Consider the following 15356-nt stretch of genomic DNA (forward strand, 5'->3'; position numbering starts at 1 on the left):
TTTCATGCCTTGGATATACGAAGGGCGGGCCAGCCGGGGAGGCGCCCGCCCTTCTTCAGATCGCCTGAGCCGGGAGAGGTCAGGCGCTGAAACGGTTCATGTCGGCGGGATCGAGCACGAGGTGCAGCCAGTCGTTCGACGGTCTGGCGATGCTGCGCACTCCCAGCGCCGAAAGGTCGCCCTTCACGCGCTCACCATCGGCCACGCCCACGCGCAGACGGTTGCCATGGCGCGTGGCCGAACGGACATTCGAGGCACCACCCAGCGCTGCCAGCAGATCGTCGGGCAGGCTCACTTCTGCCGCTGCCGTAGCGGATGTGGGCGCTGCGACTTCGGCCGAAACCACGACCACCGGGCGCCCCATGGCCTCGCGGATCTCCACCGAGACGATATCCGCGACCGGCCCCAGAATCACCTGCAGCGCCTTGTCGGAAGGGCGCACCAGTCCGCGCGCGCCCAGCGCCTTGAGACGGGCATCGTCAACCGCAGACTGGCTGGCAACAATCAGGCGCAGGCGTGTGGTGCAGGCCGAAACGCTTTCGAGGTTCGCCGCGCCGCCAAGGGCCGCGAGATAGGCCGCGCCGCGCTGCGACGGGTCGGAACTGTCGGCGATCTCTTCGCCCACCGGATCGTCCTCGCGCCCTGGCGTCTTGAGGTCGAGCTTACGGATCGCGAAGCTGAAGACGCCGTAATAGACCACGAAATAGACCAGACCGACCGGCAGCAGCATCAGCGGGCGGGTCGCCTTGCCGAAGTTCAGCACATAGTCGAACAGCCCTGCCGAGAAGCTGAAGCCCAGATGCACGCCGAGCGCAGGCATCAGCCACATCGAGATACCCGTCAGCACCGCATGGATCGCGTAAAGCAGGGGCGCCAGGAACATGAAGGTGAACTCGATCGGCTCGGTCACGCCGGTCAGCATCGAGGTGAGCGCAAGGCTGAGCAGCATACCGCCCACCGCCTTGCGGCGCTCCGGCTTGGCAGTGCGATACATCGCAAAGCATGCCGCAGGCAGGCCGAACATCATCACCGGGAACATGCCGGTCATGAAACCCCCGGCAGTGGGATCGCCTGCAAAGAAGCGGCGGATATCACCGTGTGCGCCGTGATAGTCGCCCAGCACGAACCAGAACAGGTTGTTGAAGACGTGGTGCAGGCCGGTGACGAGCAGCAGGCGGTTCACCACACCGAACACGAAGAACCCGGCGCCACCCAGATCGGCAATACCAAGGCTCAGCGAGTTCACCCCGTCGGAGATCGGCGCAAAGGCAAAGCCGACGAGCGCCGCCAGCACCAGTCCCGCCACGCCCGAGACGATCGGCACGAAGCGTCGTCCACCGAAGAACGCCAGATATTCGGGCAGCTTGAAGGCCGAAAAGCGGTTGTAGAACTTGCCGCCGACAAGCCCGGAGATGATCCCCATGGGCACGTCCAGCTTGGCGATGCCCTGCGCCTTGGCCGCCGCGACCATCGCTGCCAGCGTATCGCCGGTGAGCGTCGGATCGATGCCCGATGGCACCGGCATCAGGATCTTGGCGCCTTCGGTCGAAACGAGGAAGCAGACGATCCCGGCAAGACACGCCGCACCGTTGCCATCCTTGGCATAGCCGGTGGCGACACCGATCGCGAACAGCAGGCCAAGGTGCGAGAACAGCGCATCGCCCGCCGCGCTCAGCAGCGCGATATTCAGCAGGTCGGGCTGACCGAGACGCAGCAGGAGACCTGCCACCGGCAGGACCGCGATGGGTAGCATGAGTGCGCGGCCAAGTGGCTGCAGCGTCTCGACGATGGCACGGAAATTGGGCTTGCTCATGCCTCGTTCTCCCCCTGGAAAGCAGCGACAAGGTTGCGCACTTCGGCAGCCGAGCTGCATTCGAGCGCGCGCTCCGCCAGCGCACGGCAGGCGTCGAGATCGAGCGTGCCGACCAGCGCCTTGATATCGGTGACAAGCGCGGCGCTTGCCGAAAGCTCGGTAACGCCAAGCCCCAGCAGCAGCGGCACCGCAACCGGATCGGAGGCGAGCGAGCCGCAGACGCCGGTCCAGCGCCCGTGCTTTGCCCCGCCCACGCAAGTCTGTGCGATCATGCGCAACACGGCGGGATGGAGCCCGTCGAGCGAGGCGGCGACGGCAGCATTCCCGCGATCCATCGCCAGCGCATATTGCGTCAGGTCATTGGTGCCGATCGACAGGAAATCCGCCTCACGCGCCAGAATATCGGCGGAAACCGCAGCGGCCGGCGTCTCGACCATGATGCCCAGTTCCACACGCTCGGTCAGGCCCAGACGCGCGCTCACCCGGTCGAGAACCTCGCGCACCGCACGCAGTTCAGACAGGCTGGCGATCATCGGGATCATGATCTTGCAGCGACCGACCGGCAGGACGCGGGCAATCGCCTCGACCTGTGCCTCCAGCATATCGGGGTAGGCAAAGCCCACGCGAATGCCGCGAAGGCCCAGCGCCGGGTTCTCCTCGCCGGTGATCGGCAGATAGGAGGCAGGCTTGTCGCCGCCGATGTCAAGCAGGCGCACGATCAGCGGACGGCCTTCCAGCGCATCGGCAATCGCCTGATAGCTGGCGGTCTGCTCTTCCACATCGGGCGCGGCGGGCCGGTCAAGGAACAGGAATTCGCTGCGCAGCAAACCGCAGCCTTCGGCACCGTTGGCAACCGCCAGTTCGGCATCCTCGCGCGAACCGGTGTTGGCGAACACCTCGATCCGGGTGCCGTCCTTCGTCGTGCAGGGCGCGGTGGCCTCGCGCGCGGCAGCGCGACGGGTGGCCAGCACCGCAAGACGATCGCGCACAGCGGCGATACGGGCGGCATCGGGACGCGCCTCGAATGCTGCCGAGGCCGCATCGACGACGACTTCGGAGCCCTCGTCCAGCGTCCTGAGCACCGGCCCCATCGCCACGACCATCGGCACGCCCATGCCGCCTGCCAGAATGGCAACGTGCGAGGTCGGGCCACCATGAACCAGCGCGATACCCGCAAGCCGCGCAGTATCGAGCGACATCAGTTGCGAGGGCAGCAGGTCTTCGGCGACAAGCACGGCGCCTTCGGGAAGGTCCATCGCGCGCTCCTCGATTCCCGCCAGTTCGGCCAGAACCCGGCGCTCCAGATCGCGCATATCGTCGGCGCGTTCGGCAAGGCGCGCATCGCCCGACTTCGCAAGCGCTTCCGCCTGCGGGCCGATGGCCGCTTTCCAGCCCGCTCCGGCACTCGCGCCCTGCCCGATGGCTTCGTGCGCGGCGAGGCGCAGATCCTCGTCCTCCAGCATCGCAGCATGGGCGGCCAGAATGCTGGCCGCGCGGGGATCTGCATGGGCGCTCTCGCCTGCGATCACGGCGGCAAGGCGCGACAGGGCGCCGTCAAGCGCCGCACGCTCTGCAACCACATCGCCAGAACTTTCGGCAACCGGAATATCGGCAAGGCGGTGATGAACCACACGGCCCACCGCGATGCCCGGAGCCGCACTGACACCACGCAGCACACCATCGTCCGGCAAGCTCGTGACCGCCGCAACCTTCGGCGCAGCCTCGGCGACGGTCGCAACCAGTGCTGGCGGCGTCTCGCCCGGATTGGCCAGTTCGCCCATGCCGCTGGCGATCAGCTCCTCCAGCGCATCGAGCGCGGCAACGGCCTGAAGGCCGCGTGCATGGAGCGTGATCTCATCCCACAGCCGCACGCCCAGCGCCAGCATCGCGACAGGACTGCGCAGGCTGGCCGCCTTGTTGCCCTTCTCCATGCGGACCACGGCATCGAACTGGCCTGCCGTCTGGCGCAGGCGCGCAGCAGGACGCGCATGTATGCCGTGTCGCAGCGGCACGGTGACACGGCGGTCGATTTCCTCGCCCTCAATGTCCACCGCAGGCGCAGCGACCGGAGCACCGGCAGCGTGAAGCGTCATGATCGCATCGCCAACCATCACCGGTCCGGCAGCACGCAGATCCCCCGCCGCGAAACTGTCGCTTTCCAGCAGGAGAACCGGCGTCATCGCGCTGATTGCGCTGCACACCACGGTATCGAGATCAAACCGCACCAGCGGATCGCCTGCGCGTACCCTCTGCCCCGCCTTGACGAGAGGCTCGAACCCCCTGCCGCCCATGGCGACAGTATCGATGCCAAGATGCATCAGCAGTTCGGCGCCTTCCGACAGGCGCAGCGTTACCGCATGACCCGTGGTGGCGACCGAGGCGATCTCGCCGTCGCACGGGGCGTGCAGCGTGTCACCGGTCGGATCGATGGCCACGCCATCACCCAGTGCGCGACCGGCGAAGACCGGATCGGGAAGCTCATCCAGCGGGCCAAGCCAGCCTTGGAGTGGAGAGACGATACGGATCGGCTGGCCTCCGGCCCCGTCCGTTGCGTGTTGTGTGGTCGGGGCGGTGGAGGCGGGCATGATCGTTGCAGGTCTCCGAAAAAGGAAAAGGTGTGAGGATCAGGCCGCGCGGCGGCCGGCGATCCAGGTGCCGCGCGGATAACCGTGCGCGTCAAGCCAGGCGAAGTCGGCGGCGAAACCGGGCGCAATCGTGCCGCGCTGATCCGCCATGCCCAGGAACGCCGCCGGATAGGCCGACGCCATAGCGAGGGCTTCTTCCAGCGGCAGGCCAACCATCGAGACAGTGTTACGTACAGCGGCCGCCATGTCGAGCGCCGCGCCCGCAAGCGTCCCCTTGTCGTCCACGCAGCGCCCGTCCTCGACGAAAATCTCGCGACCGTCGAGGATGAAGCTGGGCTCGTCGGAACCGACGCAGGGCATTGCATCCGTCACCAGCACGAAGCGTTCGTGCGGACGGGACGCCAGCGCCACGCGCAGCGCCGCCGGGTGAACGTGATAGCCGTCGACGATCACGCCGATCCACGCCTCACGGTTTTCCAGCGAGGCGCCGACCATGCCCGGCTCGCGATGATGCAGCCCGGACATCGCATTGTAGAGATGCGTGACGCCTGTCGCGCCAAGCTCGAACGCGTGGCGGGCGGTCTCGTAATCGGCATCGGAATGTCCGATGGCGAGGATCACCCCTGCTTCCTTGAGCGCATGCGCCTGCTCGGCGTTGAGATACTCGGGCGCCATGGTGAACAGCACCCGGCCCTTGCGCGGGCGGGTCAGCAGTTCGAGCATCTCGTCGTCAAGCGGCTGGAGCCGTTCCTCGGCGTGAATACCCTTGCGCGCCTTGTTCAGAACCGGGCCTTCGACATGGATGCCCAGGCACCCCGGAACCCCTGCCTCGATCGCTGCGTCCACCGCATCGAGCCCCGCCGCAATCATCTCGGGCGACCCGCTGATCAGCGTCGGGAGGATACCGGTGGCGCCAAAGCGCGCATGCGCAGCGCAGATCGCCGCGACACCTTCGACCGTGGGATCGGTGTTGAACAGCACGCCACCGCCGCCATTGACCTGTACGTCGATCAGGCCAGGGACCAGCATGCCGCCGTCCAGATCGACGACTTCACCACCCTTGCCCGCTTCGTCGATCGCAACGATGCGACCATCCTCGCCAAAGGCGATCGAGGCGCCTTCGCGCCATTCGCCCTCGACCAGCACGCGGCCATCCTGGAAGTCGATCCGGCTCATCGCGTTTCGGTCACCTTGCGAAGGTGCGCGGGCGCATCGGGGTCGAACCCGCGCGCCAGCGACAGCGCATTGGCCTCGGGATAGAACGCCTGGATCATCAGCAGCGGCTCCAGCGCCGGATGTCCGGCAAGCTGGGCGACACTGCCGCCGGGAATGTTTTCAAGAGCATCGAGACGGCGCACGGCGGCATCCCGGCGCTCAAACTCGTCAGCAGCCTCGCGCACGCTCGGACCGCCCGCGTCGCTTCCTGCGAAGGCAAGGATCGGGAAACCGGCGTTGACGATCGCCATCGGACCATGGCGCACTTCGGCAGCGCTGAAGCCCTCGGCGTGAAGACCGCAGGTTTCCTTGAGCTTGAGCGCGGCTTCCTGCGCGACCGCAAAACCGTAGCCGCGACCGATGATGAACAGGTTGTTCGCATCCTTGAGGAGGTCGACAAGGCCGAACGGCACCAGCGAACGCACAGCCGCCAGACCATCGGGCAGTCCGTTCAGCGCCGTCAGCATCGCCTCGTCCTCGGACCAGTGCGCAACGATCGCGGCAAGGCCTGCAAGGGCCGCGATATAGGACTTGGTGGCCGCGACGGACTTTTCCGGCCCAGCCTTGAGCGGAACGAACACGTCGGCCATCGCCGCCAGCGGAGAGGTCTCGTCGTTCACCAGTGCGACAATTCGCGCACCGGCAGTCTTGTAGGCTTCCACCGTTGCGAGCAGGTCGGGGCTGCGGCCGCTCTGCGAGATCGCGATCATCAGCGCCCCGCCCGGTACGACCGGCGCTTCATACACCGATGCAACCGAAGGCGCTGCGGACGCCACGGGAATGCCGAGCTTCGTCTCGATCATGTACTTGCCGTAAGTCGCGGCATGATCGGACGATCCGCGTGCGCACGTCACCACCAGCGACGGGGGAGTCTCGCGCAGTGTACGACCCAGCTCTGCCAGAACACCGGCGTTCGCCGCCAGCAACCTGCCGACTGCTTCGGGCGCCTCAGCTGCTTCTGCCGCCATCAGAGTCATCGATATCGTCTCCATCGCTCGCCCCGCGCCGCCGAACACCATATTCGAGCGGCAGGCGCCCAACCGTCCGGCCGGGCTCTGGCGGTCTTTGCATTGGTCTTGAAAGCCCCCTGCGTCGCAAGAGACATAAGTTATATATTGGTATTGCTCAAGACCTGATTAATACCAATTCATGCGATTGCAGAGATGTAAGCGCGCACCCGCGCAACATCGGTTGCGCGCGGTTTCCCAAGAGAAAAACCCAACTCGGCTAGCTTCGGCTCAACATCACCAGCAACATCGCTTCGACAGGATGCGTGGAACTCCCGGACTCCCACCCCCCGAAGCGCCGGGATCGATTCGGGTACAAGGCCACCCCCTGCCAGGATACCAACAGCCGTTCCCGCGCGATCCACCAACCTGGCGAACGCGGGAACCGCATCGCCCGCCTGAACCTTGCCGCCAGACGTCAGGATGCGGTCAAAACCAAGTGCAACAGCAGCGCCAATCGCGAATTCCTGGTCATCGAGCAGGTCGAACACACGATGCAGCGTCAGGCTGAGCGCATTCCCCCGCGCCTCCGCACCGCGCCTGGCCAGATCGACCCATGAGCGCATGACAGCCAAGTCCAGTCCGGAACGATCTCCCGCGCCGATCACAATCCCGGCAGCCCCCGCTGCGACGATATCGACAATATCCGCCGCGATCAGCGCCTTCTCCGCCTCGCTGTACACAAAGTCGCCACCGCGCGGACGGATGAGCACATGGACCGGCAAGGGCCCTGCGACAGCAGCCCGCACCATGGCCAGCGATGGCGTTACACCGCCGACTTCCAGCGCAGCGCAAAGCTCCACACGCGCCGCGCCGCCTTCATGCGCAGCACGAACGCCCGCAAGACCATCAACACAAACTTCGAGCATGCCACCCCCATGCGATTCGATTCGCCCAAGTCTATTTTGGACATATTTTGGTTCTCAAATTCGGCCAAGAACGAAATTTTCAGATGGCCAGCACAGTCCCCAATGAGGCTGACCGGCAGCAAAATCCACCCTCAAAGTGGCGCTACGGGGCTGATTCCAATTCAATTTTCCTTAAAGACACACTCCCGCAAAGAACGACACTGTGCATGCATATTTTGGTAGACAAGAGGTGTCATTGAGGTGACATATGGTCCTGTCGCTGGACCTTGATTGGTTTCATACCAAATCATGAGAACAGAAAGCGGCACTCAGGGTTAAACGATCGCGACCGCCAGCCGGCCGCACACGGGGGTTACATCATGGCATTTGCACGCGCCGCGCTTCTTGCTTCCACAGCCGTCTTCGTTCTCTCTACCCCAGCCATGGCGCAAGACGCCACCGGTTCGGACCAGTCCGGCAGCACCGCCGCCAATACCGATGTCAATCCGGCGAACAGCATCGTTGTCACCGGCATCCGCGCGTCGCTGCAGAACGCGATCAACGTCAAGCGTAACGCCAATGCCGTCGTTGACGTCATCACCGCCGAAGGCATCGGCAAGTTCCCCGACCGCAACGTCGCCGAATCGCTCGCTCACATTCCGGGCGTCAGCGTCGATCACCAGTTCGGTATCGGCGAACGCGTCTCGATCCAGGGCACCGACCCTGCCCTGAACCGCATCCTCGTCGACGGCCACTCGATCGCCTCGGCCGACTGGGGCGGCAACACCGGTGACGTTACCGGCCGCACCTTCAACTATTCGCTGCTCGCCCCCGAAATCGTTTCGCAGGTCGAAGTCTACAAGTCGCCCGAACCGTGGATCGACGAAGGCTCGCTGGGCGGCACTGTGATCGTGCGGACCCGCATGCCGCTGGACCTGAAGGCCAACACCATCAACGGCTCGGTCGGCTACAACTACAACGACCGCTCGAAGCAGGGCAATCCGCGCGGATCGCTGATGTACAGCTGGAAGAACGATGCCGGCACCTTCGGTATCCTGGTAGCCGGAACTTACGACGAGGATTCGCTGGCCCGCGCAGGTATCGAATACTTCGGGTACTCGACCGGTGCTGACTTCCTGACGACCGACTCAGACGGCAATACCGTCCTCAAGAACCCGAACGCGACGATCACCGGCGGTTCGCTGAGCGACCTCGCGAACGCCCGTTACCCGGTCGGCATCAACCATGCCTACTTCAAGCAGACCCGCAAGCGCATCGGTGGCCAGTTCGCCATGCAGTGGGCGCCCAGCAGCGACTTCGAAGTCGCGCTGACGGGCATGCATATTCAGGGCACCTACAACAACTACAGCCAGTCGGAATTCATCTACCCGAACTGGGCCAGCAGCAACCTGACCTCGGCGACCATCTCGAACGGCCTGATCACCTCGGCCTCGTTCGCGGACGGCACATCGACCCAGGCTGAGCTGGACATGAACTACCGCAAGACCAAGGTCACCAACGACAGCTACAATCTGGCGACGACCTGGCACGCCAGCGACAGCTTCACGCTGACCGCCAACGGCGGCTGGACGAAGGCCACCGGCGGCACCAACCCCGAATACGACCTGACGATGTATTCGAACGGTGGCTACAGCTTCGACTATACCGGCACCTCGACCAGCGTGACGTATAACAACGCACCCTCGGATGCGAGCACCTTTGGCCGCTCGTCGTCTTCCGAGATCACTCTCCCTGACGGCACGACGATCAACGGCTACCAAATCGGTGGTATCGCCAGATCGCAGCAAAAGGACGAGGAATTCTACGGCCAGCTCGATGGCAAGTGGGATGTGGATGACTCGTTCTTCAAGGACGTGCGCATGGGTGTGAAGGCCTCGACGCATGAGAACGGCACCACCGTCTACGGCTCCAAGGTCTATTACGACAGCGCCGTGTCGCTTTCGGACTTCGAGACCAACGCAACGCCGTCGGGTCTGTTCTCGGGCCTGAACGACAGCGGCAACGCAAACTCCTTCCAGACGCTCACCGCGCAGGGCGTTATCGATGCGCTGAACGACGGCATCTACGTAGACAGCGGTCTCGACAAGAGCTCGACCTTCCGCGTGCGTGAGAAGACCGCAGACGCCTACGTCCAGCTCGACTTCGAGACGGGTCCGATCCGTGGCAACGTCGGTTATCGCGCCGTCTACACGCAGGACATCTCGCACTATTACTCGACCACCGATGGCGGCACCACCTACACGCCAACTGTGGCCAAGAGGGACTACCTGAAGGGCCTGCCCAGCATAAACGTAAGCTGGGACATGTCGGACACGTTCAAGCTGCGAGGCTCGATTGCCGAAGTGATCGCTCGCCCGCGCTACGCCCAGCTTGCAGGTGCCTTCAGCCGCGACGATACCACGCTGACCGCCAGCTCGGGCAATCCCGATCTGAAGCCCTACCAGTCGACCAACTACGAGCTGTCGGCTGAATGGTACTTCCGTCCGGGCGCCCTGCTTTCGGTCGAGTATTTCCGCCGCGAAATCTCGTCGTATGTCGTAACCAAGACCGTTACCGAGCAGCTGACTCCAACCGGTTCCGACAGCCCTGTCGACTATCAGGTCAGCGAGCCGGTCAACGCCTCGAACGCCACCGTGAACGGCGTGTCGCTGGCCTTCCAGATGCCGATCTGGAACGGCTTCGGCATCCTGACCAACTACACCTATGCCGATGCCAGCGCGGGTAAGGATGCGGATGGCAACGTCCTCAACCTGCCCTACCTCTCGCGCCACACGATCAACGTGATCCCGTACTACGAGAAGGGCGCGTTCCAGGCACGCGTCAGCTGGAACTACCGCACCCACTACTTCACCGGTGTCGGCCGCCTGAACTCGAACGATTCGACGGCGGGCTATCACCAGCTCGACGCCTCGGTTTCGTACAAGATCTCCCCGAACTTTACGATCCAGGCGAACGCGCAGAACCTGCTGGACTCGACCTACTACTCGTACAGCGGCACCAAGTCGGCGCCGACCGCCTTCTACAAGAACGGTCGCACCTTCGCCGCCACGGCGCAGTTCAGCTTCTGATCCCAGCTTCGGCGTACATGGTTCTTCTTCCCTCCCCATGTGCGCCGTCCCTGCCGCCTGCCGGATCCCCCGATCCGGCAGGCGGTTTGTTTTTGCATTTCCCTCCCCTTTCGACGCAGGATGATGGCATGACCAACCTCGCCCGCCGTGCCCTGATGACCGGCACCTGTCGCCTCGCCTTTTTCGCCTCGGCCGCTCTGGCCCCTCTTCCCGCCCTGGCGCGAAAGAGTTCCTCGTCAGGCGAGGCAAAGAGCCATGGCAAGGACATTGACTTGTTCATCGGCACCGGTGGCGACGGACATACCTTCCCCGGTGCCTCTATGCCGTTCGGCATGGTCCAGCTCAGCCCCGATACCGATACCGCGCGCTGGGATACCTGCTCGGGCTATCACCACGGCGATGCCTCGATCATGGGCTTTTCCCATACGCACCTTTCGGGCACCGGCATCGGCGACATGCTCGACGTGCTGGTCCAGCCGTGCCGCGGCGATGTGCGCCTCGAACCCGGCCCGCTCGACAAGCCCGAACAGGGCTATCGTCTGCGCTACACGCAGGAGCAGGCAGAGCCCGGCTATTATGCCGTCGCTCTCGAAAACGGCGTGCGCAGCGAACTGACCGTCACCGAGCGCACCGGCATCCAGCGCCACACCTTCCCCGAAGGCATCGGCCATCTGCTGATCGACCTTGCGCATCTGGTGCAGGATTCGTCCGATCATCCGCCGCTGATCGACCAGGCACAGCTCACGCTGGAAAAGGACGGCACGCTCACCGGCACCCGCCGCGTGTTCCGCTGGGCCAAGGGACGTCACATCTATTTCGCGATGCAGTTCTCGCGCAAGCCGACGCGGATCGACTTCTACGGTGACGACAATGCCCCCGCCAAGGCAGGCAGCGAGACCGTTTCCGGCAAGCGCCTGAAAGCCGTCGTATGGTTCGGCGATGCGGGCAACGAGCCGGTCGTGATCCGCACCGGCATTTCGGCTGTCGATATCGCGGGCGCCAAGGCGAACCTTGCTGCCGAAGCCCCCCATTTCGACTTCGACAAGTACCGCCTGATGGCCTCGCGCGCCTGGGCTGCGGAACTGACAAGGATCGAGTTGAAGGGCGGCACCGACGCCCAGCGCCGGATCATGACGACCGCGCTCTATCACACGGCAATGGGGCCCACGCTGTTCTCCGACGTGGACGGGCGTTATATCGGGCTGGATCGCCAGATCCACCAGTTGGGCTACGACCAGACATCGTACAGCGCCTATTCGCTGTGGGATACCTATCGCGCGTTCCATCCGTTGCAGACGATCATGCGCCCCGGCCTCGTGCGGCACATGGTGGCAGACCTGATCCGCCAGACCCAGCAGAGCCCCTATGGCCCGCCGGTCTGGCCGTTGCAGGGAGTGGAGACCGGCTGCATGATCGGCTGGCACGCCGTCCCGGTTCTCGCCGAGGCGCAGGCCAAGGGCATCATCGGCGATTATGCCGCCGCATGGCCGGGTATCCGCCGTCGCGCGCTCGATTTCAACATGCCCACGATGGACAATTCGCTCGGCATCCCGCGCTACGATCGCCTTGGCTATATCCCGGCAGACGAAGTGTTCGAGAGCGTCAGCCGCACGCTGGAATACAGCTACGACGACTATGCCGCCGCAAAGATCGCCAAGGCCACCGGCTTCACGGCGGATGCCGACTACCTCGCACGGCGTTCGGGCAACTGGAAGAACGTGTTCGATACCTCGCGCGGGTTCGCGGTGCCGCGCTTTGCCGATGGTTCGTTCTGGAAGGATTACGATCCGGTCCAGCTTGGCCACGCGCCCGAAAAATGGCGTGACTATACCGAGAGCAACGGCTGGCAGGCGACGTTCCTGAACCAGCACGACGTTCCCGGTCTCGTTTCGGCGATGGGCGGTGACAAGGCCTTCGAGAAGAAGCTCGATGCGCTGTTCAACGCGCCCTCGACCCTGCCCAAGAATGCCCCGCCAGACATCTCGGGCCTTGTCGGCCAGTACGCGCACGGCAACGAACCTTCGCACCATGTCGCCTATCTCTATGCCTGGTGCGGCGCGCACTGGAAGACGCAGGCCATGGTCCGACGCCTGCTGACGACCATGTACAAGGCAGACCCGGACGGCGTGATCGGTAACGACGACTGCGGCCAGATGAGCGCGTGGTTCGTGCTGTCGGCGCTCGGCTTCTACGCCGTCGATCCGGTCAGCGCCAACTACATCCTCGGCAGCCCGCTGTTCGACGAGTCCAAGCTGTTCCTCGACAACGGCAAGACGCTGATCATCGAGGCCCGCAACAACGCGCCCGACCGCCCCTATTACGGCAAGGTCGAGTGGAACGGCCAGCCGATGACGAAGTGCTGGATCAGCCACGAAGACCTGATGAAAGGTGGCCGCCTGACCTTCCACATGCAGGCAACGCCCGACAAGAGCTTCGCCACTGCCGCTGCCGACCGGCCGCCCGTCAACGCGTGATCCTGAACGCATGACGGTCCGCTTAGCCGCGCTTGCCGCCGCGTCATTTCTGGCGCTGGCGGCACCGGTCGCGCATGCCCGCACCACGCAGGTGTCGCTGGCACATGCCTGCGTCGAGGGAAGCGGCGATGCCGAGGCCGCCGTGCGTCTTCTCGCGCAGCGCTTGACCGAGCGCAGTCTCATCGGTCAGGGCGACTGCCGCCTGGAGATCCGGCTCGATGCCGCCCCGGGCCTTGGCGAGGGATACCGCATTCGCCGCGAGGGTCAGGGCCTCGCGGTCTCGGCCAGCCAGCGGCGCGGCTATGTCTATGCCGCCGGATGGCTGCTCTCGCATCTGCGTGGCACCAGGCTCGACTGGAACGGGCCGGTTAACGAGCACCCCGCGCTTGCCGTGCGCGGCGATCAGATCGGCATTCGGGCCAAGAACAACAGCTTCGATGCCTGGACCCCGGCGATGCTGGCGCGCCATGTCGACGATCTGGCACTGATGGGCGCCAATCGCATCCAGCTGGTCGGCCCGGTTTCCGACGACGCGGGCGCCTCGCCGCTGGCCCCGGTCCCGGCGATGGACGCGATCCTCGCCACCGCGCGCGAGGCCAAGGTACTGGGACTGGAGGTCGCACTCTATCAGCCACTCCTGCGCGACTATGCCAGGCCCGGCGCCGATACCGCCGAACTGGCCGCCTTCACCGATCTGATCGACAGATTCCCGGCGCTCGATGCTGTCTATTTCCCCGGCGGAGATCCGGGCAACACGCCCCCGGACATCCTGTTCCCCCTGCTGGCCAAGCTCGCGGTTCCCTTGCGCGCACGTTTCCCGAAGGCGGAACTTCTGGTCTCCACGCAGGGGTTCGACGAGACCGATTTCCTCGCCTTCGTGGCGCAGATCCGCAAGCGGCCGTCGTGGTTGTCCGCTGTGTTCGTCGGTCCGCAGACGCGGGGCTCCATCGCCCGCCATCGCGAACTGATCGGCCCCTATTACCCGCTTGAACTCTACCCCGACACGGCGCACGCCATGCACGCGCAATTGCCGGTCCAACGCTGGTCGCCGGTCTTCGCGCTCACCGAAGGGCGTGAGCCGGTCAATCCGCGCCCCCTCGCCACGGCTGCCGCCTTCCGCGATCAGATACCGCAGACGCGGGGTTTCATCGCCTATTCCGAAGGCGTGAACGATGACTGGAATGTCGCACAGTGGCTGGCATTGAGCTGGAACACGAAGGCGACGCTCACCGGCACGGCCTTGCGCTATGCGCGCCTGTTTATCGGTGACGACCGCTTTGCCGCCATCCCCGAAGCACTTGAACGTAACTGGCATGGCGATCCGGCGGACAACACCGCCATTCCCGTCACGCTTCGGCAGGCCGATGCGCTGCGTCCCGCCCCGTGGGCCGACTGGCGCATCGATCTCTATCGCTATCGCGCTGTCTACGACGCGCTCGATGCCGAGCGTTGGGAAAGTGCGCGTGCAGCACAGGCCAAGGCCGACCAAGCCTTGCAATCCGCGCCGAAGCTCGGTGCCAAAGCTGCCGCACAGCAAGCGCTCGCGGCGATGTCTCCGGTTTCGACACCCACGGAAACACAACTTTACACGCGTCTGGAAACGCTCGCCGGTCTGCTCTGGCAACGCGCGCGCATGCAGCTTAGCGTATCGCGATATGGCGCCTCCAACTGGGAGCGCGGCGCCAATCTCGACCGCGCGATGATCGACCTGACGGACAAGGCTGCGCTGGCCCCGCGGATCAGCGCCGCCCTTGCCCTGCCCACCGAAAGCCAACGCGCGACAGCACTTGTTCGGCTGGGAGACCGCGCCGATGCCCGCGATCACGCGCTGTACGATGATCTCGGCAACGCAGGGCACGAGCCGCACCTCGTTACCGGGCCCGGAGAAGGAACCGATCCGCAAGGACGGCAAAGCGCAATCGACGGCGTGGCAGATCGCCTCCCGCAAGACGGCTGGACGCTTTCGGAACTCTCCTATGCGGAGGCCCTCTACGAACAGCCTCTACACCTGCGCTATACCCAGCTGCCGACGGGACAAAGTTGGTGCTTGCGCTACACATGGGCCGGGGAAGATTACTGGCGCCCGCTGCAAATCAGCGCAGGCGGCGAAGTCATCGTATCGTTCCACAACCGGAAGAATAATCCGGCGTTCGAACAGACCCCCATTCCGGCACATGCGGTTCACGACGGGACACTCGACATCACCTTCGTCTCTCCGCCCGGCGCTGGCGGCAGCGGTCGCGGCAGGCAGATCGCCGAAACCTGGCTGCTTCCCGCCACCCCGGCACAATGTTCCGGGGATTGGACAGGACCGTGATGTATCTG

9 protein-coding genes are annotated in these 15356 nt (G+C 64.7%); 3 read left to right on the plus strand and 6 right to left on the minus strand.

All coding sequences use genetic code 11. The annotated features are described in order from the left end of the window. Positions 1-79 precede the first annotated feature (79 nt). From nagE to AC3EC3_RS05600, 6 genes are all read right to left on the minus strand, one after another. Positions 80-1813, minus strand: a complete 1734-nt coding sequence (gene nagE / locus AC3EC3_RS05575) for an N-acetylglucosamine-specific PTS transporter subunit IIBC (protein WP_488488631.1) — start codon at positions 1811-1813, stop codon at positions 80-82. Next, positions 1810-4398 (minus strand): phosphoenolpyruvate--protein phosphotransferase, encoded by a 2589-nt coding sequence (gene ptsP, locus AC3EC3_RS05580; RefSeq protein ID WP_488488632.1) that lies wholly within the window; start codon positions 4396-4398, stop codon positions 1810-1812. Before ptsP ends, nagE begins: the two co-directional genes overlap by 4 nt. Before the next feature lie 39 nt (positions 4399-4437). Further along, positions 4438-5574 carry an N-acetylglucosamine-6-phosphate deacetylase gene (gene nagA / locus AC3EC3_RS05585; protein ID WP_488488633.1) on the minus strand — a complete coding sequence of 379 codons (1137 nt, stop codon included), beginning with the start codon at positions 5572-5574 and terminating at the stop codon, positions 4438-4440. Then, positions 5571-6590, minus strand: coding sequence for an SIS domain-containing protein (locus AC3EC3_RS05590; RefSeq protein WP_488488634.1), 1020 nt, complete (start codon positions 6588-6590; stop codon positions 5571-5573). Before AC3EC3_RS05590 ends, nagA begins: the two co-directional genes overlap by 4 nt. A gap of 170 nt (positions 6591-6760) precedes the next feature. Next, positions 6761-7489 (minus strand): copper homeostasis protein CutC, encoded by a 729-nt coding sequence (locus AC3EC3_RS05595; protein WP_488488635.1) that lies wholly within the window; start codon positions 7487-7489, stop codon positions 6761-6763. Continuing rightward, entirely contained in the window at positions 7387-7611 is a 225-nt protein-coding gene (locus AC3EC3_RS05600) for a hypothetical protein (RefSeq protein WP_488489237.1), read from the minus strand. Before AC3EC3_RS05600 ends, AC3EC3_RS05595 begins: the two co-directional genes overlap by 103 nt. 237 nt (positions 7612-7848) lie before the next feature. Between AC3EC3_RS05600 and AC3EC3_RS05605 the strand changes: the two genes are divergently transcribed. From AC3EC3_RS05605 to AC3EC3_RS05615, 3 genes are all read left to right on the plus strand, one after another. Next, positions 7849-10557: a TonB-dependent receptor gene (locus AC3EC3_RS05605; RefSeq protein WP_488488636.1), complete on the plus strand. Its 2709-nt coding sequence runs from the start codon at positions 7849-7851 to the stop codon at positions 10555-10557. A gap of 128 nt (positions 10558-10685) precedes the next feature. Beyond that, positions 10686-13031, plus strand: coding sequence for a GH92 family glycosyl hydrolase (locus AC3EC3_RS05610; protein WP_488488637.1), 2346 nt, complete (start codon positions 10686-10688; stop codon positions 13029-13031). Positions 13032-13041: 10 nt separating this feature from the next. After that, complete coding sequence (locus tag AC3EC3_RS05615; RefSeq protein WP_488488638.1) at positions 13042-15348, plus strand: hypothetical protein; 2307 nt, start codon at positions 13042-13044, stop codon at positions 15346-15348. The last annotated feature ends 8 nt before the right edge of the window (positions 15349-15356 follow it).

The sequence above is a fragment of the Novosphingobium sp. BAM6 genome, from assembly GCF_057784955.1.

Excerpts from the sequence above, each read along its gene's own strand:
- AC3EC3_RS05610 (WP_488488637.1), top strand. The coding sequence starts at position 10,686 with ATGACCAACCTCGCCCGCCGTGCCCTGATGACCGGCACCTGTCGCCTC.
- AC3EC3_RS05590 (WP_488488634.1), bottom strand. The coding sequence starts at position 6,590 with ATGACTCTGATGGCGGCAGAAGCAGCTGAGGCGCCCGAAGCAGTCGGC.
- AC3EC3_RS05615 (WP_488488638.1), top strand. The coding sequence starts at position 13,042 with ATGACGGTCCGCTTAGCCGCGCTTGCCGCCGCGTCATTTCTGGCGCTG.
- nagA (WP_488488633.1), bottom strand. The coding sequence starts at position 5,574 with ATGAGCCGGATCGACTTCCAGGATGGCCGCGTGCTGGTCGAGGGCGAA.
- AC3EC3_RS05605 (WP_488488636.1), top strand. The coding sequence starts at position 7,849 with ATGGCATTTGCACGCGCCGCGCTTCTTGCTTCCACAGCCGTCTTCGTT.
- nagE (WP_488488631.1), bottom strand. The coding sequence starts at position 1,813 with ATGAGCAAGCCCAATTTCCGTGCCATCGTCGAGACGCTGCAGCCACTT.
- AC3EC3_RS05595 (WP_488488635.1), bottom strand. The coding sequence starts at position 7,489 with ATGCTCGAAGTTTGTGTTGATGGTCTTGCGGGCGTTCGTGCTGCGCAT.
- ptsP (WP_488488632.1), bottom strand. The coding sequence starts at position 4,398 with ATGCCCGCCTCCACCGCCCCGACCACACAACACGCAACGGACGGGGCC.